This is a genomic window from Faecalibacterium sp. BIOML-A1 (genome assembly GCF_009679715.1).
Taxonomy (GTDB): Bacteria; Bacillota; Clostridia; order Oscillospirales; family Ruminococcaceae; genus Faecalibacterium; species Faecalibacterium taiwanense.
In genome coordinates, this window is the sequence record NZ_WKZJ01000002.1 from 232,786 (window position 1) to 252,740 (window position 19,955).

At 56.2% G+C, this 19,955-nt stretch carries 22 protein-coding genes, 1 tRNA gene and 1 pseudogene; 20 read left to right on the forward strand and 4 right to left on the reverse strand.

The window, feature by feature from the left end:
* Nucleotides 1–97 precede the first annotated feature (97 nt).
* From purB to GKG36_RS03365, 9 genes are all read left to right on the forward strand, one after another.
* Complete coding sequence (purB, locus tag GKG36_RS03325; RefSeq protein ID WP_097775220.1) at nucleotides 98–1,543, forward strand: adenylosuccinate lyase; 1,446 nt, start codon at nucleotides 98–100, stop codon at nucleotides 1,541–1,543.
* 251 nt (nucleotides 1,544–1,794) lie between these two features.
* Nucleotides 1,795–2,496 (forward strand): pseudouridine synthase, encoded by a 702-nt coding sequence (locus GKG36_RS03330; protein WP_154259105.1) that lies wholly within the window; start codon nucleotides 1,795–1,797, stop codon nucleotides 2,494–2,496.
* Nucleotides 2,497–2,760: 264 nt separating this feature from the next.
* Nucleotides 2,761–3,846, forward strand: coding sequence for a helix-turn-helix domain-containing protein (locus GKG36_RS03335; protein WP_005944450.1), 1,086 nt, complete (start codon nucleotides 2,761–2,763; stop codon nucleotides 3,844–3,846).
* A gap of 108 nt (nucleotides 3,847–3,954) precedes the next feature.
* Nucleotides 3,955–4,722, forward strand: a complete 768-nt coding sequence (gene ftsE / locus GKG36_RS03340; RefSeq protein ID WP_120081169.1) for a cell division ATP-binding protein FtsE — start codon at nucleotides 3,955–3,957, stop codon at nucleotides 4,720–4,722.
* Nucleotides 4,719–5,627: a permease-like cell division protein FtsX gene (locus GKG36_RS03345; RefSeq protein WP_120020906.1), complete on the forward strand. Its 909-nt coding sequence runs from the start codon at nucleotides 4,719–4,721 to the stop codon at nucleotides 5,625–5,627. The genes ftsE and GKG36_RS03345 overlap by 4 nt, the downstream gene beginning before the upstream one ends.
* A 16-nt stretch (nucleotides 5,628–5,643) precedes the next feature.
* Nucleotides 5,644–6,960: a M23 family metallopeptidase gene (locus GKG36_RS03350; protein ID WP_154259107.1), complete on the forward strand. Its 1,317-nt coding sequence runs from the start codon at nucleotides 5,644–5,646 to the stop codon at nucleotides 6,958–6,960.
* Between the two features lie 150 nt (nucleotides 6,961–7,110).
* Nucleotides 7,111–8,454, forward strand: coding sequence for a S41 family peptidase (locus GKG36_RS03355; RefSeq protein ID WP_154259109.1), 1,344 nt, complete (start codon nucleotides 7,111–7,113; stop codon nucleotides 8,452–8,454).
* Between the two features lie 344 nt (nucleotides 8,455–8,798).
* Nucleotides 8,799–9,653 carry a 16S rRNA (adenine(1518)-N(6)/adenine(1519)-N(6))-dimethyltransferase RsmA gene (gene rsmA / locus GKG36_RS03360; protein ID WP_044954033.1) on the forward strand — a complete coding sequence of 285 codons (855 nt, stop codon included), beginning with the start codon at nucleotides 8,799–8,801 and terminating at the stop codon, nucleotides 9,651–9,653.
* Nucleotides 9,654–9,977: 324 nt separating this feature from the next.
* Nucleotides 9,978–10,052 (forward strand) — tRNA-Thr (locus GKG36_RS03365).
* A 111-nt stretch (nucleotides 10,053–10,163) separates the two neighbouring features.
* On the opposite strand, the gene GKG36_RS03370 is transcribed toward GKG36_RS03365, so the two are convergent.
* Together GKG36_RS03370 and GKG36_RS03375 are read right to left on the reverse strand one after the other, a co-directional pair.
* Complete coding sequence (locus tag GKG36_RS03370) at nucleotides 10,164–11,297, reverse strand: tyrosine-type recombinase/integrase (RefSeq protein ID WP_154259111.1); 1,134 nt, start codon at nucleotides 11,295–11,297, stop codon at nucleotides 10,164–10,166.
* 3 nt (nucleotides 11,298–11,300) lie between these two features.
* Complete coding sequence (locus tag GKG36_RS03375) at nucleotides 11,301–11,888, reverse strand: helix-turn-helix transcriptional regulator (RefSeq protein WP_154259113.1); 588 nt, start codon at nucleotides 11,886–11,888, stop codon at nucleotides 11,301–11,303.
* Nucleotides 11,889–12,160: 272 nt separating this feature from the next.
* Between GKG36_RS03375 and GKG36_RS03380 the strand changes: the two genes are divergently transcribed.
* Entirely contained in the window at nucleotides 12,161–12,373 is a 213-nt protein-coding gene (locus tag GKG36_RS03380) for a hypothetical protein (protein WP_154259115.1), read from the forward strand.
* A gap of 146 nt (nucleotides 12,374–12,519) precedes the next feature.
* Here the strand turns inward: GKG36_RS03380 and GKG36_RS03385 are convergent, their stop codons facing one another.
* Both GKG36_RS03385 and GKG36_RS03390 read right to left on the reverse strand, forming a co-directional pair.
* Nucleotides 12,520–13,236, reverse strand: coding sequence for an SHOCT domain-containing protein (locus tag GKG36_RS03385; RefSeq protein ID WP_154259117.1), 717 nt, complete (start codon nucleotides 13,234–13,236; stop codon nucleotides 12,520–12,522).
* 187 nt (nucleotides 13,237–13,423) lie between these two features.
* Nucleotides 13,424–13,798 carry a helix-turn-helix transcriptional regulator gene (locus tag GKG36_RS03390; RefSeq protein ID WP_154259119.1) on the reverse strand — a complete coding sequence of 125 codons (375 nt, stop codon included), beginning with the start codon at nucleotides 13,796–13,798 and terminating at the stop codon, nucleotides 13,424–13,426.
* Nucleotides 13,799–13,955: 157 nt separating this feature from the next.
* On the opposite strand from GKG36_RS03390, the gene GKG36_RS03395 reads away from it, so the two are divergent.
* The 10 genes and pseudogenes from GKG36_RS03395 (at nucleotide 13,956) to GKG36_RS03445 (ending at nucleotide 19,950) form a co-directional block, all read left to right on the forward strand.
* A complete protein-coding gene (locus GKG36_RS03395; protein ID WP_154259121.1) occupies nucleotides 13,956–14,207 on the forward strand; it encodes a hypothetical protein in 252 nt (83 codons plus the stop codon).
* A gap of 109 nt (nucleotides 14,208–14,316) precedes the next feature.
* Nucleotides 14,317–14,523, forward strand: coding sequence for a hypothetical protein (locus GKG36_RS03400; protein ID WP_154259123.1), 207 nt, complete (start codon nucleotides 14,317–14,319; stop codon nucleotides 14,521–14,523).
* Nucleotides 14,524–14,537: 14 nt separating this feature from the next.
* A pseudogene (locus tag GKG36_RS03405) lies at nucleotides 14,538–15,338 on the forward strand (antA/AntB antirepressor family protein).
* Between the two features lie 25 nt (nucleotides 15,339–15,363).
* Nucleotides 15,364–16,065, forward strand: coding sequence for a hypothetical protein (locus tag GKG36_RS03415; RefSeq protein WP_154259129.1), 702 nt, complete (start codon nucleotides 15,364–15,366; stop codon nucleotides 16,063–16,065).
* A gap of 371 nt (nucleotides 16,066–16,436) precedes the next feature.
* Nucleotides 16,437–17,000: a hypothetical protein gene (locus GKG36_RS03420; protein WP_154259131.1), complete on the forward strand. Its 564-nt coding sequence runs from the start codon at nucleotides 16,437–16,439 to the stop codon at nucleotides 16,998–17,000.
* Complete coding sequence (locus GKG36_RS03425) at nucleotides 16,993–17,859, forward strand: hypothetical protein (RefSeq protein WP_154259133.1); 867 nt, start codon at nucleotides 16,993–16,995, stop codon at nucleotides 17,857–17,859. The genes GKG36_RS03420 and GKG36_RS03425 overlap by 8 nt, the downstream gene beginning before the upstream one ends.
* A gap of 114 nt (nucleotides 17,860–17,973) precedes the next feature.
* The gene (locus GKG36_RS03430) at nucleotides 17,974–18,210 is read left to right on the forward strand and encodes a hypothetical protein (protein WP_154259135.1); all 237 of its coding nucleotides are present in this window, start codon (nucleotides 17,974–17,976) and stop codon (nucleotides 18,208–18,210) included.
* Entirely contained in the window at nucleotides 18,207–18,491 is a 285-nt protein-coding gene (locus GKG36_RS03435) for a hypothetical protein (RefSeq protein ID WP_154259137.1), read from the forward strand. Before GKG36_RS03430 ends, GKG36_RS03435 begins: the two co-directional genes overlap by 4 nt.
* Nucleotides 18,492–18,840: 349 nt before the next feature.
* Complete coding sequence (locus tag GKG36_RS03440) at nucleotides 18,841–19,014, forward strand: hypothetical protein (protein ID WP_154259139.1); 174 nt, start codon at nucleotides 18,841–18,843, stop codon at nucleotides 19,012–19,014.
* Nucleotides 19,015–19,020: 6 nt separating this feature from the next.
* Complete coding sequence (locus GKG36_RS03445; RefSeq protein WP_154259141.1) at nucleotides 19,021–19,950, forward strand: DUF1351 domain-containing protein; 930 nt, start codon at nucleotides 19,021–19,023, stop codon at nucleotides 19,948–19,950.
* Nucleotides 19,951–19,955: the final 5 nt, after the last annotated feature.

The following is a 19,955-nucleotide window of genomic DNA, read 5'->3' on the forward strand; positions in this document are numbered from 1 at the left end:
TTCTGGTGCTGACCGGCAGAGCGCAAAAAGCTCCCCCCTCGGGGGAGCTGGCGAGCAAAGCGAGACTGAGAGGGTTATTTTCAGGAGGAAACAATCAATGTCTCAGCATGATCGTTATATCAGCCCCTTTTCCACCCGCTATTCCTCGGACGAGATGCAGTATATCTTCTCGGACGACAACAAGTTCCGCACATGGCGCCGCCTGTGGGTGGCGCTGGCCCGGGCCGAAATGGAGCAGGGCCTGACCAACATCACCCCCGATATGGTGGCTGAGCTGGAAGCCCATGTGGACGATATCAACTATGAAGTGGCCATCGAGCGCGAAAAGCTGGTGCGCCACGACGTGATGAGCCATGTGTACGCCTACGGCCAGCAGTGCCCCAAGGCGGCCGGCATCATCCATCTGGGTGCCACCAGCTGCTATGTGGGCGACAACACCGACATCATCGTGATGCGTCAGGGTCTGGAACTGGTGCGCAAAAAGCTGATCGGTGTGTTGGCAAAGCTGGGCCGCTTCGCCGAGGAATACAAGGACATGCCCTGCATGGCCTACACTCACTGCCAGCCCGCTCAGCCCACCACCGTGGGCAAGCGCGCCACCCTGTGGGCCAACGAGCTGGTGATGGACCTGCAGGAGATCGACCACCGTCTTGCTGTTCTGCAGCTGCGCGGTGTCAAGGGTACCACCGGCACGCAGGCTTCCTTTATGGAGCTGTTCAAGGGCGATGCCGATAAGATCCGCGCCGTGGATGCTTCCATCGCCAAGGAGATGGGCTTTGCGCCCGAAGCGGTCATCCCCGTGTCCGGCCAGACCTACAGCCGCAAGGTGGATGCCTTTATCCTGAACGCCCTTGCCGGCATTGGCCAGAGCTGCATGAAGTTTGCCACCGACCTGCGTCTGCTGGCTAACTTCAAGGAGATGGAAGAGCCGTTTGAAAAGAACCAGATCGGTTCCTCCGCCATGCCTTACAAGCGCAACCCCATGCGCTGCGAGCGTATCTGCGCGCTGAGCCGCTACCTGATGGTAGATGTGCTGAACCCCAGCTTCACCACCGGCACCCAGTGGTTTGAGCGCACGCTGGACGACAGCGCCAACAAGCGTGTCGCCATGGCTGAGGGCTTCCTTGCCACCGACGCTATCCTGAACATCATGCTCAACGTCACCGATGGCATCGTGGTGTATCCCAAGGTAGTGCGCAGCCGTCTGATGGCAGAGCTGCCCTTCATGGCCAGCGAGAACATCATGATGCAGGCTGTGGAAAAGGGCGGCAACCGTCAGGAGCTGCACGAGCGTCTGCGCCAGCACGCCATCGCCGCCGGCAAGCAGGTCAAGGAAGAGGGCCTGCCCAACGATATGGTGGACCGTATTGCTGCCGACCCTGCCTTTGGCCTGACCCGCGAGGAGATCGTGGCGGGCCTTGTGCCGGAGAACTTTGTGGGCCGTGCACCGCAGCAGGTGGAGGAGTTCATCGCCAATGTGCTCAAGCCCATCTTCGATGCTAACCCCGATGCCGTGGAGCAGCACGCATCTTTGAGTGTGTAATAGGGCAGGCCATCAGGGAGCTTTCTCCGCGAACAGCCCGGGACTCCAGTCCCGCCCTACCGCCTGCGGCGGCAGGGTCCCACCCCCAGGACATTCGCTGGAGAAACTTCCTGCCGTCCTGCCGGGTAGCTGCAGTAAATATTAAAAGGTCGTCGCCGAAAGGCGGCGGCCTTTTTTGATGCCTGTCCCCCCTTGAGAAAAATCCGCTGTCATGCTACACTGGGAGCATCATCAACAAAGGAGAACCGCGTATGCGATTGGATAAATACTTAGCCGAGACGGCCCAGTGCACCCGCAGCGAGGCTAAGGCGCTGCTTTCCAAAGGGCGGGTGCAGGTGAACGGTGCTGTCTGCAAAAAAGGGGACACCCAGCTCAAAGAAAGTGACACTGTGGCTGTGGATGGCAGGGCGCTCAGCTATCAGCAGTTCGTGTACATCATGCTCAACAAGCCCGAGGACGTGGTGAGCGCTTCCACGGACAAGCGTGACACTACCGTGGTCGATCTGGTGGGGGATGCCTATCCCCGGCGGCAGCTGTTCCCGGCGGGAAGGCTGGACAAGACCAGCACTGGCTTTGTGCTGCTGACCGATGACGGCACCTTTGCCCACGACATCCTTGCTCCAAAGCGCCACGTCTCCAAGACCTACACCGTGGTGTTGGATACGCCGCTGACCGAGCAGATGCGCACCGGCTTTGCGGCGGGCGTGACCCTTGCCGACGGCACCGCACTTTCGCCTGCGGAGGTCACAGCCCTTTCGGCCGACGGTCTGACCGTGCGGGTGGTGCTCAAGCAGGGCGTATACCACCAGATCAAGCGGATGTTCGGCGTGTACGGCGCAGGTGTGAACGGCCTGCACCGGGATGCCATCGGCGGCCTTGCACTCGACCCGGCCCTTGCACCGGGCCAGTGGCGGGAGCTTTCTGCCGAAGAAGTGTCAAAAATTTCCAGCTGACAGGGTCGGCTTTTCACCCGAATTTCAAAAAAGCAACACATTTTTCCGGTAGAATAGGGGGCAGAACCACGCAAAAAGGCACTTTTTTGGTTCAGAATGGCCCCTAAAGATAATATTCACAAGAAAAAACTATCTTTTTTGTTGAAATATGTTGCAAAAGTAAATTCTTTTGTGTAAAATATAAAATGTAATGCAGCTAAATTGTTAAAAATCACGACCGGCTGCCGCTGCGGTTTGCACAAACGAGGAAAAGGGGTATCCATTATGGCCAATAGAGTATTTCAAAGCGTGATCTACCAGATGAAAGACGCGATCAACCGGGTGGTCGGCGTGGTGGATGAGACCGGCGCTGTTATTTCCTGCTCGGAACTGAACCTGATCGGCGAAGTGCGCGAGGGTTTCATGGCGGAGCGTCTGACCGCAGGCGACCGCTTTGTGCGCGATGGCTACACCTATCAGCAGTTCTCCAGCGCCAAGCATAATGATTATGCAGTATTCGTGGAAGGCGTGGACGAGACGGCTGGTCAGTTTGCCGCCATGCTGTCTATCAGCCTGCAGAGCATCAAGCAGTACCACGACGAAAAGTTTGATAAGTCCAATTTTATCAAGAATGTGGTGCTGGATAACATCCTGCCCGGCGATATCTATGCCAAGGCCCGTGAGCTGCACTTTGCCACCGATGTTTCCCGCGTGGTGTTCATCGTGCGTGTTACCAGCGGCGGCGATATCTCCGCCTACGATGTGGTCAGCAGCCTGTTCCCCGACAAGCAGAAAGACTTTGTGTTCAATATCAGCGAGACGGATACCGTGCTGGTCAAGGAGATCCGCAAGGGCATCGACCGCACCGATATGGAAAAGCTGGCTGCCAGCATCGTGGATACCCTGTCCGGCGAGCATTACATCAAGGCTGTGGTGGGCATCGGCACCCCCATCTCCAACGTGAAGGATCTGGCTACCTCCTTTAAGGAAGCACAGATCGCCATGGAAGTGAGCAAGGTGTTCGACACCGAAAAGCAGATCATCCGCTACGATAATCTGGGCATTGCACGCCTGATCTATCAGCTGCCCACCACCGTGTGCGAGATGTTCCTGCGCGAGGTGTTCAAGCAGGGCAGCATCGAAAGCCTGGATCAGGAGACCCTGTTCACCATCCAGCGCTTCTTCGAGAATAACCTGAATGTGTCTGAAACCAGCCGCGGCCTGTTTGTGCACCGCAACACGCTGGTGTATCGTCTGGAAAAGATCAAAAAGCTGACTGGCCTGGATCTGCGTGAGTTCGACGATGCTATCGTCTTTAAGGTAGCACTGATGGTCAAGAAGTACCTGTCCAACAATCCGGCCAAATACTAATAAGCTGCAGGCTCTGCCTGCAGTGCAGAACCGGCCGCTCGAAACCGATGCTGGCCGGTTCTTTTTGCTGTGAAAACAGATTTTAATGTCAGGAGCTAATATTACCCTATGATCGATTTAGAACACGTTTCCAAGGAATATAAACGGGGCGGACCGCTGGCACTGGACGATATCAACCTCCATGTGGACGACGGCGAGTTCGTGTTCCTGCTGGGCCATTCCGGCGCAGGCAAATCCACCCTGCTCAAGCTGCTGCTGCGCGAAGAGCTGCCCAGTGAGGGCAAGGTGACCGTGCTGGGCAAGGATGTTGCCAGCCTGCACCGCCATCAGGTGCCGTATCTGCGCCGTCAGATGGGCATTATCTTTCAGGATTTCCGGCTGATCCCCACCATGACTGTGTACGAAAACATCGCCTTTGCCATGCATGTGACCAACGTCAAGAGCCGGGAGATCAGCGACCGTGTGGAGTACATGCTGGAGCTGGTGCATCTGGAGGATAAGGCCAAGGCCTATCCGGACACCCTTTCCGGCGGTGAACAGCAGCGCGTGGCTGTGGCCCGCGCCCTTGCCCACGGCCCCAAGCTGGTCATTGCGGACGAGCCCACCGGCAACATCGACCCGGAATTGAGCCTGGAAATGATGGAGCTGCTGGAGCGGGTGAGCGAAACGGGCATCACCGTGGTGGTCGTTACCCATGAGCACGAGCTGGTGCGCCAGTTCCACCAGCGCGTCGTCACCCTGAAAAAGGGCCGCATCATTTCGGATGTGCCTGCCGACAAGGAAGCCATCCGCGCACGCGCAGAGCGCAAAGAACGTCTGTTCGAGACCGAGCTGGAACCTGCTGACACCGCAGAAAAGGAGGCGGCCACCGTATGATGAGACCTTCTACCTTCTTTTTTCTGATCCGGCGCGGCATCCGCAATCTGGGCAAGCACTGGGCCATGACCTTTGTGTGCATCCTGTCCCTCAGTGTCTGTATGACCCTGAACACCTTTGCAAGTCTTGCCGAGGTGAACGTGGACAGCATGGTGAACTATCTGGGCAGCCAGAACGAGACCGTGGTCTATCTGGACCCGGAGTGTGATGATGCCACTGCGCAGGCCGTGGGCGAAAAGCTGGCGGCAATGCCCGGCGTGACCAATGTGCAGTTCGTCTCCAAGCAGGACGTGCTGAACACCTATCGCAATTACATGGAAGATTACTCCTCCCTGTGGGATGAGTTTGAAAATGACAACCCCTTCAAGGCCAACTACCGCGTTTCCATCGCGGATCTGAGCCAGATGGAGAGTATGAGCAAGCAGATGCAGGCCATTCAGGGCGTGTACAGCGTTACCGCCCCGGTGGAAATGACCAACGTCTTTGTGCAGGTGCAGCGCTCTGTTACCAAAGTGGGCCGCGGCATCGTGCTGGTGCTGATGGTCGTCAGCATCATCACGGTGGGCAGCACCATCCGCCTGAGCGTGTTTGCGCGCCGCCGCGAAATTGAGATCATGAAGTACGTGGGCGCCACCAACGGTCTGGTCACTCTGCCCTTCGTTGTGGAAGGTCTGGCCATGGGTCTGATCTCCGGCGTGCTCACTGCAGCGATCAGTCTGGGCGGCTACTCCTACATGGTGCAGGCTTCCGACGGTCTGGGTGGCGTGTGGGAAATGATCATGGGTCAGGCACTGGTGCCGGTGAGCGCCGTCTGGTCCACTATCATCCCGTACAGCCTCATCGGCGGTGCCGTTGTGGGTGGTCTGGGCAGTATGTTCTCCATCCGCAAGCACCTGAACGTGTGATCGAAAGGAGCCGCACATGAAAAAAGCACTTCATGCAAAGCCCTTCCGGCTGCAGATGCCCGGCCATACGCCGCGCCATGCACGGCCGGAGCCTGCCCGCAGCAAGCTGCTGCGCGGCGTGAGTCTGTGCCTGGCGGCGGTATGCCTTGCGGCAAGCGTCAGCTTCCAGCCGGCCACGGCAGCCACCAGCATGGCCAGCCTGCAGAACAAGCTGAACAGCCTTTCCAAATCCATCGACCAGCACAAGAAGGAGCTTTCGGACGCAAAGAAAAAGGAAACTGCGGCAAAGGCGCTGGAAAGTGAGCTAAAGGAGCGCGTGGGCGTCATTCAGTCTCAGATCAGTGTGCTGAGCACCCAGATCGCTGCTGTGCAGAATAACATTGGCCAGACCGAGCAGAAGATCACCGCTAAGGAAGGCGAGATCACCCAGAAGCAGGCCGAGATCGACAGCCAGTGGGGCGATTTTAAAAAGCACATGGCTGCCATGCAAGAGCTGCGCGACGGCGGAAGCGTGGCCATGCTGAGCGCAGTGAACGACCTGTATGAGCTGCTCACCTTCAACGAGGTCATGCAGGATATCTCCATCAAAGATACCGAGATCATGGACAACATGAAGGCGGCCAAGTCCGAACTGGAAGCGGACAAGGTGGAGCTGGAGGCCCAGCGCAAGGAACTGCAGAGCCAGAAGGCGGAGCTGGATACCCAGAACTACCAGATGAAGGCAAAGCAGAGCGAGCTGAATAGCAGCATTTCTGCGGCGCAGCTTTCTGCACAGGATGCCCAGAAGGCCCAGCAGACGGCACAGGCCGCTATTGAATCGGACGAGCTGAACTATGAGGCCGTCAAGAAAGAGATCCAAAAGCTGATCGCGGCCGCTGCATCCAGTAAGCCGCAGTTGAGCTTTACCGGCTTTGCCTGCCCGCTGAAGAGCTATACCCGCGTTTCCAGCGAGTACGGCTGGCGTAAGAATCCGGTGTCCGGTGTCAACAGGCTGCATGCCGGCATTGATCTGGCGGCCCCGGGCGGTACGCCTATCTATGCAGCCGCCAGTGGCTATGTGCAGGTGGCAGGCTGGTCCAGCGGCGGCTATGGCAACTACGTCATCATCTATCACGGCAGCATGTCGGACGGCAACGCCTACAGCACCCTGTACGGCCACATGAGGTCGGTCGCCACCAGCGCAGGCAAGTATGTCAAGCAGGGCGAGTTGATCGGCTACGTTGGCTCTACCGGCAACTCTACCGGCAACCACCTGCATCTGGAGGTCTGGAAGGGCGGCAAAAAGGCCAATGCGGTCAATCCGCGCGGTTATATCCCGTTCCCGCACAACTGAGTGTGTTTATAAGGAGTCTGGTATTCTATGAACGAACAAAAACACAAGCGCTGGCTGCGTATCGGCTGCCTTGTTCTGGCAGGCGTGTTTGCACTCTCGCTGCTGAGCAGTGTGATCATGATGCTGCTGTATTAACAGGGAGGGGCAAGCATGAACCGTAAAATCTCTGTGGGCATGGCTGTCACCATTGTGATCCTTGCCATGACCGTGACCTTTTCCATTACCATGCTCATTGCCATGCGTCTGTTTGACAGCACGGTGAGCAGCGTGAAGGAAAAGGAGAGCATGTACAACAAAGTGGCCGAGGTGGACCGCTATGTGCGCAGCAACGACTACTACACCATTGATGAAACGGTGCTGTACGACCGCCTGACCGCAGGCTACCTGCTGGGCACCGGCGACAAGTACGCCCGATACTACACCGCCAACGCCTACACCGAGCTGATGAACCAGCAGAGCGGCAAGGTGATGGGCATTGGCGTGGAACTTGGCATGGACCAGACCGGCTATGCCAGAGTGACCAGGGTGTATGAGGACTCGCCTGCGCAGGAAGCCGGTATCGTGGTGGGCGATTACATCACTGCTATTGACGGCACCGATGTGAAGAGCCTTTCCGGGGTGGATGCCGTGCAGTCCCGCCTGCAGGGCGAAGCCGGCACCATCGTCAATGTTACATGGCTCGACAGCAAGGCTGCTTCCCGGACGACGGACCTGACCCACTCCGGCTACACCAGCACCACCGTGGACTACCAGATGCTGGACAGCGTGGGTTACATCAAGATCCGCCAGTTCGACGGCAGCACGCCCAGCGAGCTGGACTATGCCATCCGGTCTCTCACTACCAGCGGTGCCCAGAGCCTTGTGTTCGACCTGCGCGATAACGGCGGCGGCGTGTTGGATGACGCCATCAGCTGCATCGACCTGATCGCCCCGGAAGGCACTGTGGCCTATGCCGAGGATAAGAACGGAAACCGTACAATCATTGGCAGCAGCGACGATGAAAGCAAGGTGGAGCTGCCCATCGTCTGTCTGGTCAACGGCAACACCGCCAGCGCAGCAGAGCTGTTTGCTGCCAGCCTGCGCACTATGAACGGCGCACGTCTGGTGGGCGCCACCACCATGGGCAAGGGAACCATCCAGAGCAGCCCGCAGCGCCTTTCGGATGGCAGCGCCGTGAGCATCACGGTGGCAAAGCTCATCTGCGGCGACGGCTCCTGCTTTGATGGCACCGGCCTGAGCGTGGATGTGGAGCGTGCCCTCAGTGCCGAAGAGACCACGAATTTCTACGCTTATACCCCCGAGGATGACCCGCAGATCCAGCGTGCGGTCAGCGCAGCACAGCAGCTGAGCGGTACCACGACTCTGGGCGGTGTCAACGAAGCAGCTTCTTCGGCTGCTGCTTCCGAAGAAGCCGACAGCGCTGCCACTGAGCCGGAGAACGCTTCCTCTGAGGAAACGGCTTCCTCCACCGAAGCAGCATCCAGCGCAGAATAAAGGGTAAAACCGGCAGAAATGCTGCATGGGCTTCTTTTTGCAAAAAGGAACCCGGTTGATTGCGGTGCTGTTTGCCGTACGCATGTTCCTTTCTTGAAACGGCTTTTGATCGCGCCCGTAGGGCGCGGTGATGCTGCCTGCCGTATCGACTCCTCACGTGAAAAAGGCGTTTTGGAGCGCCCCGCAGCGCTCCCGTTTACCGTACTGATCCCTTCTCGTGAAAATGCAACCCAGCCAGACCCGCAGGTCTGGCTGGGTTGCCATATTATAATAATATTTCCGCTGAATATGCCCAAAGCGACGCGGAGGGCATTCAAATCGTACTATGAAAAAGGATGGAATCTATGCCCGAACTGACCGACCTCTCGGTGATCCGCGCCCTGTGTGAAAAATACGATTTTGCACTCTCCAAGGGTTTTGGACAGAACTTTATCATCAACCCGGGTCTGCCGCCCAAGATCGTGGATGCCAGCGGCGTGGATAAGCGCTATGGTGTCATTGAAATCGGCCCCGGCATCGGTGTGCTGACTCGGGAACTGGCAAAGCGCGCCGCCAAGGTGGTGTCCATTGAAGTGGACGAACGCTTGCCGCCGCTGCTGGCCGAAACGATGGCCGGAGTGGACAATTTTAAACTGGTATTACAGGATGTACTGAAAGTTGACCTGAAGGCTCTTATTGCGGAAGAGTTCCCCGGTATGCCGGTGGCTGTGTGCGCCAACCTGCCCTACTACATCACCAGTCCCATCGTCATGAAGCTGCTGGGCGACCGCCTGCCCATTGAAAGCCTGACCGTCATGGTACAGAAGGAAGCTGCCGACCGTCTGGCTGCTGCGCCCGGCACCCGTGCATCCAGCGCCATCAGCTGCGCGGTGAGCTACTATGCCACCTCCAAAATGATGTTCACCGCTGCGCCCGGCAGTTTTTACCCGGCCCCCAAGGTGACCAGCGCCGTGGTGCGCATGGAGATCCGTCCGCAGCCCGCTGTGCAGGTGGAGGACGAAGAAGGCTATTTTGCGCTGGTGCGTGCCGCCTTCGGACAGCGCCGCAAAACGGCTGCAAACGCCATTGCCAGCGGCCTGGGGATGCCCAAGGACGCGGTGACAGCCGCCATTGAAGCCGCCGGTTTTGATGCCCGCATCCGCCCGGAAGCCCTCACACTGGAGGATTTTGCAAAGATCCAGCAGGCCCTTGCCCGCTGAAGCAGCCCGCTGCTCAAAAAAGAATACAACAGACTTTGAACCCCACAGGAGCCGTCCGCGGTTCCTGTGGGGTTTTTATGATAATAGAATCGAATGGTTCGATTTTATTATCGATGTATTGCGTTGAAAATTCCTGGTATCAAAACGTGATACAACAGAAAAGAATGCTAAAAGCAGACGAAAGCATGAACTGATGGCAATGGCACCTCATTTGTTAAACGGTATAGTATACTGCTTGGGGAATGGGTTGTTTTTTTGCGCGTCAAGAAGATATTGACAAGCCGCGCGTTTTTTGGTATTCTATCAAAAGACCGCTTGGTCCATGCTGGTGTGGCGCAATGGCAGCGCAACTGATTTGTAATCAGTGGGTTGCAGGTTCAACTCCTGTCACCAGCTCCAAAAATAAACGCACGAACGATGAAAAAGAATCGTCCGTGCGTTTTTCTTTTTGCTTGAAATGCCTTAAAATATCCTGAATGAACGTGATAATCTAACAAACAATCTAACAAATCAGTACTTCATCTTCTGCATTTCCTGCAACAAATAGGCTGGATCGTTGTGTGACACGTACTTGTTTGCCGTGGTGGAGAAATTTTTGTGCCCAAGAATGGCCTGCACCGCGGTCTTTTCCAGACCACACTCCACCATCTTGCTGCTGGCTGTATGGCGCAGCGTGTGTGGATGCACGCCCTCTATATGGCATTCCTGCATCAACGCCCGGAACTTTGTAGCCACGTTGCGCTTATCCAGCTTTGTGCCGGCCTTGGATGGAATCAGCCATTCACACCCGCTGTCCAGCATCCAAAAGGCAATGATCTTGTAAATGGGCTCAAGGATGGGGATAATGCGGTTCTTGCCCGCTTCTGTCTTTTCACCGCCCTGCATGTACCGCTCTTTCAGGTGCACATCCTCGCATCGCATGGAAAGCAGCTCGTCGATGCGCATACCGGTATAAAGCAGCACCATTGCGATTTGCGCCGTCTGCCCAAACTTCGGGTCATTCTGTCGGCTGCTGATCCGCTCGATCTCTTGGGCGGTCAGGGTGCGTTCTTCCTTGCCTGTAGCCGCTGGGAGCTGCAGCAGCATGGCGTAATTTTTGTTTATGATGTCCTGCGCCATTGCCCACTCGCAGATCTGGCTGAAAAGTGTGCGCTGCTTTTCGCAAGAGCTGCGGGAGAGCCCCTTTTCCACCATTGCGTCAATGACCTGTTGATAATCTGCCGCTTTCAAGTCCCGCAATTGTCGGTCGTATAACGGCGCAGCCTTTGCATAGGCCAGCTCGTACCCCTTTTGCATGTCTGTGCTGAGCTTTTCAAACTTTGGCTGCATTCTCCATTGGGCATAGGCATCCGCAAAGGTGCATTTCAGACGCGCTGCGGGGGTGTTCTGGGCGTTGTAAGCGTCCAGTGCTTGTACGGCTTCGCCTGCCGTTTCAAACGTCCCCAGAACGTCCCTTTGGGCTGTAAGCGCCACATACGGTCTTGCCCGTGCCCCGCTCAGTTTATACACGCTGCCGCTGCCCTTGGGACGGCGGCGCTTTTTTCTTTGCTGCGGGGAGGCTTCCGGCTGCTTCTTCCCGCACCACGGACAAAAAGAAGCACCATCCGGGATCTCCTTCCGGCAGCATGGTCTCACGCATTTCATGGCTTACTCCTTTTTCTGCCCGATATATCCGAAGGCACCATTTTCAGCAGCGGTCCTTCCGGCCTTGTAGTTGATCTTCAGGTCGTCAATGGGAGGTTGCGGAGCGTCCGGGCATGGATCTAGGCCCATGCTCTGGGCAAAGTTGTATTGGTCGATGATTGTTCCGCATACACTGACCCGGTTATTGAGCGGACAGTGCAAGTTCGCTGCCACCTCGGAGATCACCGCGGGCGGGCTGCTTCCGTGACTGCCCTTCAGTATGAAGAGAAGCAGCTTTTTCGTCAGTGGCGGCAGGCTTACCACGAGACGGCGCAACTCCGCGTTTAGCTCATCGTCCGCCTTTCCGTTATCCGGCACTTTGTACAGATCCGGGTGAGTCATCTCCATGAACACCGTGATGGGCGACACCCCACACGCCGTGCACCAGTCCATGATCTCGTCACTGTCCGGGCTGGTGCATCCTTTTTCCCAGCTCTGCACGGTGCGCTCTCCTTTTTCGATGCGCCTTGCGATCTCCGCTTGGCTCAGGCCAGCAGACACCCGCGTTTTTGCAAGTGCCTTTCCGATTTGGCTCGCCGTAAAATAACTCATACTTTCACCCCCATAAAACCAGTGTGTTTTTAACAAAAAATGGCGCAGAAAAAGTCTGCGCCATTCGACAAATTTTATCCGTATTTTGTTTTCCAACGGCGCATGGTAAAATCTGGATTATAAATCGTAGATGTGCACAAAAGAAAGGAGAAAACAAAATGGATTTTGAGCAAAGAAACGTCAAAGAAGCTGAAATGACCATCATCGATGGAATGCCCGCCAGCATCCTGACCGGCACCGACCACACCCCTGCACCTTGGGAGGAATGAGTTATGAAAAAGCTGTCACACTTTCGCACCCATGCCCGTGCCCTGCTGGCCTGCTATTTGGATATGACCCCGGAGCAGCAGCGCCTTGCTCGCGCTTACATTCAAGATAAGGCCCTGCCGGAGGTGCAAGCCCTGCGTAACGCAGCCGGTACGCAGGGCGGGGCGCTGGCTGCTGACCTGTTGCAAAATTTGCAACATCCTTGCAACCGCGAATAGCAACGTGCATTTTTTGCACATTGCTCGTGCATGCCGCGCGCATCTTGCAAATACGCATTTTTTTGTGGATTTTTTCACTAAAAACAGTGCTCGAATGGGGATTGACGTCAACAACCAGCGGTTTTATAATATGGTTGTGAACAGGCTTACAGGCCAAGCAACTGAGATTTCTTTGCGTTGTACTCCGCTTCCGTGATGGCCCCCATATCCAGTAGCTGCTTAAACTTCAAAAGTTCATCGGCGGAGCTGGGGGCAGCCGGAGCGGTGCCCCGCGGCTGTTCTGAAGAGCCTTTGCAACTCTTGAGAAACGCAGTCATTCCGCCTGGATAAACCGTTGTCAGCAAGTTGCTTTCGCCTAGTGGAAGCGCAAAGTGGATAGACACGCTCTCTTTACTGCGGCCCTTGCGGGTCTCTGTTTTAGCGGTGGTAGCGCCCACGATCGCACCCACAGGCCCGGCAACGGCTGCACCGATCACGGCACGGCCGATACCGCCCTTTGTCTCTGTCACCGTCAGATCGTCAGGAGTATCAGAATCATACCCAGCGACTTCATCAAAGCTGTAAATCATGCGAGGGCCTTTATCACCACTGCGGTGTCCAATGCAAAACAGCCGGTTGGGTTTGTCAATCGACACAAAGAGAGCGTCTCCATCATAGATGGAATCGGTTTCTTTGAACACCTTCCGACGCTGTTCCAGTGTAGCCCAGTAATCAGCAAGGGCGGCTGTCGGTTGCTTTGCTGCCCGGATACCCAATTTTGAAAAGAAAAAGTTGCTGCAGCTGGCGCAAATCAAGCTGTCAGCGCTTTTCTCACGGTTCAGCAGACCCAACTTGCCACCGCAGACGGGACAGATATTTGCCATGTTTATACCTCATCTTTTGATTTTACATTACACAGGAGGAATCAGAATGAACACCACAGACCGACAAGGCTACATTGACGCAATTATCAAACTGCTGGAAAAGGCAGATCCGCGCAAGCTGCGCCTGGTCTGGGTTTACGCCAGCAAGCTGATTAAATAAATCAAGGTAACAAAAGAAGGGGAACCCTTACGGGTTTCCCTCTTTTTTTTGCAGCTTTTCAGCCATCCGCTCCAAAAGCTTCCAGTCCTCGGGCTCCAGCTCTGCCAGCATCTCCACAAACCGACGCTTGAAGTCGTCTCCCTCATCCGCCGTAATGTCGGCGAGGAACGCTGCGAGCTTTTCCGATTGGGTGATCTGGTTGAACATCTCCCCTTCACCCGTGCGCAGCCACGTCTCATTGACGTTAAACTCGCGGCAGATGTCGGAAATTGTTCTGTCGCTGGGGACTCGTGTACCGCTTTCGATCATCCACATAAAGTTACGGGATAGACCTACTTGCTCTGCAAACTTCTCTTGCGTAAGGCCTAAGCTCTTGCGGACAAGTGCGATTCGTTCGTTCATTTACTTGCCCTCCTTACGCTTCATATTATAGTGCAAAATTCTAACTATGTCAACTTATTTTTGAAAAAAATCCGAAAAAATGCTTGCAAAATCTAACTATGTGTGCTATACTAATCTCACAAGGTTAGCAAACGAAAGCAAACAGGAGGGCAAAAACATGAATGCACTTTCTATTAACATCCCGGCAAACTTCGCCGCAGACTGCAATAACACCCTCAAGCGGTACAACGCCGCCCAGACCGACGCCGAGCGCCGGGCCGTTCTGGACCGCCAGACGGTGCAGGGCCTTTGGTGGGCGATTGGCTTTGTCAGCAAGATTCCTGCCGCTTGCATGAGCGAGAAGGAGCTGAAGCACGCGATCCGTCTCACCCACTTCCGCGGCACTGTGTGCCCGGCATTTCAGGCTTGAGAGGGAAATCTATTGACCCACCCGATGATGACCCTGTGGCAAGGGTCGAAACCACCCGGCAGCCAGCCGGGCAAGGTCGTGGGTGCCAACCACAGAAGGAGTTGATTTTATGGCAAAGGCAAAGAAGAACCGCACAGATCTGGCCGCAGAGCGGTACAGCATCCCCATTGACGGGGCCCACGCTGCGGACGCTTTGGTCAACGAGCTGTTTGACTCGCTGGACCCCCGGGACAAGCAGACTCTGCTCTGGATGGGCATGGGCATGGCAGCGGTACGCAAGAACGACCGCCAGAACCAGCAGGACGGGGTGGCGTGATAGGAGGGAAGGACATGGACGATCTGAAAACACTGATTCCAGTTAGCTACGATAACCCGGAGCGCCCCACGGTGAGCGGCCGGGAGCTGCACGAATTCTTGGAAGTCAAATCCAAGTATGCAGACTGGTTCAAGAATATGTCTGCATACGGATTCACTGAAAACATCGATTATGTGTCGCTTTCTAAAAATTTAGAAAACGGCGGAAGGTCGATTGACCACCAACTCACCATCCCAATGGCCAAAGAGCTGTGCATGATCCAGCGCAACGAGCGTGGCAAGCAGGCCCGGCAATATTTCTTGGCCGTGGAGGCGCAGTGGAACAGCCCGGAAGCGGTCATGCGCCGGGCGGTGCTTATCGCCCAGAAGCAGAACGACCAGCTCAAGGCCGTAAACAAACAGCTTTTGGCAGAGAACAGCGATCTGAAGCCAGATGCAGAGTATGCCAGGGCCGTGTGCATTGGCGATAACTGCCGGACGGCTACCAGCATTGCAAAGGATTACGGCATGAGCGGCGAGAAGCTGAACAGCATCCTGCACGGGCTGAAAATCTAGTGGAAGAACAGCGACGGGCAGTGGGTGTTATACGCAAAGTATAGCGGCAAAGGTTACACCAAAAACCGCAAAGGCCGTCCGTTTGAGCACAACAGTGGCAAGATCACCACGCCAAACACCACCGTTTGGACGGAAGCGGGCCAGCGGTTCATTTATGAGCAGCTCAAGGCCGTGGGAATGCTGCCCAGCGTGGAGCGCAGGCAGAGCGTGGAGCAGATGGAGCTTGCCGCCCGGCAGCATAACCAGGACGGCGTGGCGTAAGCAATATATTTTGGAGGTTACAAAGATGAAAAAAGCTACTACTAACGAGACCACGTTTATCTGCGTCAAACCCATCATCAAGGCCGAGTACACCATCCGCATTGTGGGCGACAGCCCCCTGCTGGTGCATGCATGGAGCGAGAAGGCCAAGAAGGAAATGCTGCAGGCGCAGCAGGGCAAAAAGCTCTTGAAGAAGGACAAGGTCGCCAAGAACCCGGCGGGCGAGTGTGCCGAAGCTCTCTACTGGCTGGATGGCAAGCCGGACATTGATTACAGCGACTGGACGGAAGATTTGCTGCACCAGTACGGAAAGACGGCTCGCTTTGGCTTCCCGGCCTGTGCCGTCAAGGCTGCTGCCATTTCCGCAGCATACCGCATTGGCGCGATGAAGAATAAAGTCACCGGCAACGGTCTGTTTCACGTTTTTGGCATCGATGACCCGGAATTTATCGAGATCAAGACCTTCGATGAAAGCAAGCCGAAGTTTGAGATGGCAGAGGACGAGGTGAAAATCGGCATGGGTACCTCTGACCTGCGTTACCGCCCGAAGTTTTATAACTGGTACGCAGACCTGCGCATTGAGTACAACAGCGGCAGCGGCATGATCGACCTGGACAGCATCCTAAACATGATCGAGCTGGGCGGCGATATGTGCGGCTTGGGCGAGTGGCGCATTGAAAAGGGCGGCAGCTGCGGCAAGTTCCACGTCAACAAGAACTTTGATTGATCTGGCTGGCTAGGTGAGCCAAGGCGGGCATTGGCATGTTAAGCTTCGGCAGGGCCGGTTAGGCGAGCTACGGCGTTGTGTGGCTAGGCACGGCAGGCATGGTTAGGAGCGGCGGAGTGAGGAAGGCTCCGGTTAGGTATGTTTCGGCTGGCAAGGTACGGTGCGTTCTTGTTGGACGAGACGAGGTAAGGTTAGGCTGGTTTGGCACGGTCAGGTTCCGCGAGCTGTGGCAAGGTACTTATGGAGTGGCTGGTTTGGTGACGTGTGTTGAGGCAAGTCATGATGAGGTACGGCTGGCGAGGTGAGGTGAGTTGGGTTTTGTCGTGCTTCGGCTGGCATGGAATGCCAAAATCAAAAACAGGAGGTTGCATATGAAAAATATTAAAGGCTATGCGTGGAAAAATGAGCGCACCGCAGCGCTCTACCACGCAACCGCAGAACAGGCGCATGATGCGTTTGAAGAAATCCGCAGGCGGGACGGCAAACTGACCCCGGCGGCGGTGGTGGACAGCGCAAGGCCGCAGGAATCGGTGCTGCATGAGGACTTCGAGTGGCGGGACGATGTTGCCGCCGAGAAGTATCGGCAGGGGCAGGCCCGCCAGATGGTCGGTGCGGTGCGCATTATCCGCGAGGAGCGCCCGCCGGTGCGGGCATACGTCAACGTCAAGGTGGTTTCTTCCCTGCCGCTGAAAGCTGCCGATTGCATCCTGGAAGTGGATGAAGAGCCGGAGCAGACCACCGAGGAAGAGAACGAGGGCCGCTGCTATATGCCACTGGAAGAGGTTTTGCAAAAGTCGGACCTCCGCGACCAGATGATGGCCGACGCCCGGCGGGATGCTCAGACCTACAAGCAGAAATACAGCACGCTGGCAAGCCTTGCAAGCATCATGCAGGCCATCGACCAGACGTTTGAGGAGGACACCGCACATGAGTGAGAAGATCATCGCATATAAGGCCATGGACAAAAACATGATGTGCCGTGACAAGCAGTACGAGGTGGGCAAGACCTACACAGAGCCGGAGGCCGACTGCTGCCATGCTGGTATGCACGCCTGCGAGAACCCGCTGGATGTGCTGCACTACTACCCGTTGAAGGATAGCCCGCGCTTTTTTGAGGTCGAGTGCGGCGGGAACGTGGATAAAAGCGGAAATGGCAGTAAGCTGTCCTGCACTGAGCTTACGGTGAAAGGTGAGGTGAATTTTGCAGGGCTGGTAAGAGCTACGGTGAATGCCGTTTTTAATCGGGTGAAGGGCAAAGAACCTTTTTCCAGCGGCTATTCCAGCACGGCAGGTTCCAGCGGCAATTCCAGCACGGCAGGTTCCAGCGGCTGTTCCAGCACGGCAGGTTCAAGCGGCAATTCCAGCACGGCGGGTTCCAGCGGCGATTACAGCACGGCGGGTTCCAGCGGCTATTACAGCACGGCAGGTTCCAGCGGCTATTACAGCACGGCGGGTTCCAGCGGCGATTACAGCACGGCAGGTTCCAGCGGCTATTACAGCACGGCGGGTTCCAGCGGCTATTACAGCACGGCGGGTTCCAGCGGCTGTTACAGCACGGCGGCAGCCACTGGGGCTTATTGCAGAGCAAAAGCAGACGGCAAAGATAACATTGCCGTTGCAAACGGCGCACACAGCAAGGCGCGCGGCACACTGGGCTGCTATCTCGTGTTGACAGAGTATGACGATGACGGCCACATGATCTGTGCCAAAATGGCCCGCGTAGACGGTTCTGCCATCAGAGAAAACGTTTACTATACCCTCAAAAATGGTGAGTTTGTGGAGGCCAAGCCGTGAAGAAGCACTACAAAAAGCGCTGGCTTGAACAGCGCTGGGATGCAAGGCAGCCGGAACGATTGGAGCACATCCAGCTGAAACGGCAGCTGAGAGGAAAAAAGGAGGGGTGCGGCAGTGAAGAAGAGCATGGGAATTGCAGAGTGCTGCCAGATCATGCGTGACAACAACATTTCGGTGAGCGAGCCGATCTTTACCGGTATGATTCAGGCCGGCAGCTTCCCGGCATGGGCGGTGCCGTCTATTGGCACCAAGAGCGCCGCTCCGCTGATCTCACGCGCCGGATTTATGGCGTGGGTGAAGGACTTTTACAAGCTCGAAAAGGTTTACACAAAGGAGGACCCGAAAGAATGAAGCTCAAATCCACTACTTACTACTGGATGGCCGTCATTTTTGGCGGCGTTGGAATGGGCGCAGCTATGGGCGCAGAGGGCACTGCGCAGACCACCGGATACATCTCCGGCACGCTGTTTGCGGTGTCGCTGGTGCTGATTTTGGCCGCTGTTCTGCTGGCTCGTCTGGGCTTTGCCGCAGAGGACAGGGAGAGAGCCGCAAAGCGGCGCAAGTATGGCAAGATCAACCGCACCCACGCCCGCAACCCGGAATATCCGGAGAATCAGGAGCGCGGGGCATGATGACGGCTAAAGAGTACGTTGAGGACAAAGTCAAATCCTACACGCGGCTTGCTGAACGCTGCAGGCGAGAAGCCTAAACCTCAGATGACATTGTCGTCCGGGCCGGATACTCCGCACGGGCAAACGTCTGGGAGATGTGCGCCGAAGAAATGGACAACGTGCGGGAGATGCTGCAAGAGGAATCTGGAGAGATCACGTATGCCTGACGCTGTCCACCATGTCATGTGGTACACCGTGTATGACACAAAAAAAGTAGAGCCTGCCCGTGCGCCAACACGGACAAGCCCGAGGGATGATGAGTTTCGCCGCCCATCACCACAAAAATAACATAAAACAGGAGGTTTTACAAGTGGCACTTTTGAGAATTTACGATGTGAAGCAAGAGCCGCCAGCGCTTGTTTCGCAACAGCAATTTCCGGTTGCTTCGGATGCAATTGTGATTGCCGATGAACTGGCAAAGAGAAAGCCCGAACGGCTGTACAGGGTGTTTGACGCTGATATGAACGTTGTGTATGCGAGGTGAATATTTATGCAAGAAGAATTGACCGTCCGGGTGGAGCACCCGGAACTGCCCGCGATCCGGTGGAATGAAGCCGAGGTGCAGCAGAACCTGACCGAGATGCTGGCCGCCTACACTGGCCGCGTCTACACCCCGGAGACCATCAAGGATGCCAAGGCCGACCGCGCAGCCGTGAACAAGCTGGACAAGCAGCTCTCGGATGCTGCCCGCAGTGCAAAGGCCTTTTACATGAAGCCGCTGGAAGAGTTCTTGCAGAGCGCCAAGCAGATGCAGGGCCAGTGTAAGGCCGTCTCCGGTGCCATTGACCAGCAGGTCAAGGCTGTGGAGGAAGCCGAGAGGCAGGATAAGCAGGATGCGCTGCGGGCTGTCTATGCCGACTGCATCGGAGAACTGCGGGAGCTTATCCCCTTTGACCGCCTGCTTGTGCCCCAGTGGCTCAACAAGACCTATGATCTGGCAAAGGCCAGCCGGGAGCTGCGCCGGGATGTTGAAACACGGCGGAAAGAGTTGAAAATCATTCAGGACACCTGCGGCGAAGATGCTGAAGCCTGCAAGCTGGGATATCTTCGTGTTCTGGATCTGAACGCCGCGCTTGCCGAACACCTGCGCCTGCAGGACAACCGGGAAAAGCTGCGCCGCGCAGAAGCAGAAAGGCAGGCCGCAGAACGTGCCCGCGCAGCCGCACCGGTAATCATCCCTCCCACCGAGGAAGAGCGTCAGCTCAAGGCGGAAGCTGAACAGAGCGCCCAACGCAACGCCTTTATCACCGCTTCCGGACGACTGGACTGTGAAGTGCTGCAGCGCTTTGCAGCACCTGTCCAGCCGGAAGCTCCTGCCCGCAAACAGTATCGTTTCTGGGTAGAGTTCACCCGCGAGGATATTGCATGGTTCAAGCAGGGAGCCGCAGAGCGCGGTTTCCGCTATGGTTCTATCAAATAATTTTG

Coding starts and splice junctions, on each gene's coding strand:
- purB (WP_097775220.1), top strand. CDS start 98: ATGTCTCAGCATGATCGTTATATCAGCCCCTTTTCCACCCGCTATTCC.
- GKG36_RS03330 (WP_154259105.1), top strand. CDS start 1,795: ATGCGATTGGATAAATACTTAGCCGAGACGGCCCAGTGCACCCGCAGC.
- GKG36_RS03335 (WP_005944450.1), top strand. CDS start 2,761: ATGGCCAATAGAGTATTTCAAAGCGTGATCTACCAGATGAAAGACGCG.
- ftsE (WP_120081169.1), top strand. CDS start 3,955: ATGATCGATTTAGAACACGTTTCCAAGGAATATAAACGGGGCGGACCG.
- GKG36_RS03345 (WP_120020906.1), top strand. CDS start 4,719: ATGATGAGACCTTCTACCTTCTTTTTTCTGATCCGGCGCGGCATCCGC.
- GKG36_RS03350 (WP_154259107.1), top strand. CDS start 5,644: ATGAAAAAAGCACTTCATGCAAAGCCCTTCCGGCTGCAGATGCCCGGC.
- GKG36_RS03355 (WP_154259109.1), top strand. CDS start 7,111: ATGAACCGTAAAATCTCTGTGGGCATGGCTGTCACCATTGTGATCCTT.
- rsmA (WP_044954033.1), top strand. CDS start 8,799: ATGCCCGAACTGACCGACCTCTCGGTGATCCGCGCCCTGTGTGAAAAA.
- GKG36_RS03370 (WP_154259111.1), bottom strand. CDS start 11,297: ATGAAATGCGTGAGACCATGCTGCCGGAAGGAGATCCCGGATGGTGCT.
- GKG36_RS03375 (WP_154259113.1), bottom strand. CDS start 11,888: ATGAGTTATTTTACGGCGAGCCAAATCGGAAAGGCACTTGCAAAAACG.
- GKG36_RS03380 (WP_154259115.1), top strand. CDS start 12,161: ATGAAAAAGCTGTCACACTTTCGCACCCATGCCCGTGCCCTGCTGGCC.
- GKG36_RS03385 (WP_154259117.1), bottom strand. CDS start 13,236: ATGGCAAATATCTGTCCCGTCTGCGGTGGCAAGTTGGGTCTGCTGAAC.
- GKG36_RS03390 (WP_154259119.1), bottom strand. CDS start 13,798: ATGAACGAACGAATCGCACTTGTCCGCAAGAGCTTAGGCCTTACGCAA.
- GKG36_RS03395 (WP_154259121.1), top strand. CDS start 13,956: ATGAATGCACTTTCTATTAACATCCCGGCAAACTTCGCCGCAGACTGC.
- GKG36_RS03400 (WP_154259123.1), top strand. CDS start 14,317: ATGGCAAAGGCAAAGAAGAACCGCACAGATCTGGCCGCAGAGCGGTAC.
- GKG36_RS03415 (WP_154259129.1), top strand. CDS start 15,364: ATGAAAAAAGCTACTACTAACGAGACCACGTTTATCTGCGTCAAACCC.
- GKG36_RS03420 (WP_154259131.1), top strand. CDS start 16,437: ATGAAAAATATTAAAGGCTATGCGTGGAAAAATGAGCGCACCGCAGCG.
- GKG36_RS03425 (WP_154259133.1), top strand. CDS start 16,993: ATGAGTGAGAAGATCATCGCATATAAGGCCATGGACAAAAACATGATG.
- GKG36_RS03435 (WP_154259137.1), top strand. CDS start 18,207: ATGAAGCTCAAATCCACTACTTACTACTGGATGGCCGTCATTTTTGGC.
- GKG36_RS03445 (WP_154259141.1), top strand. CDS start 19,021: ATGCAAGAAGAATTGACCGTCCGGGTGGAGCACCCGGAACTGCCCGCG.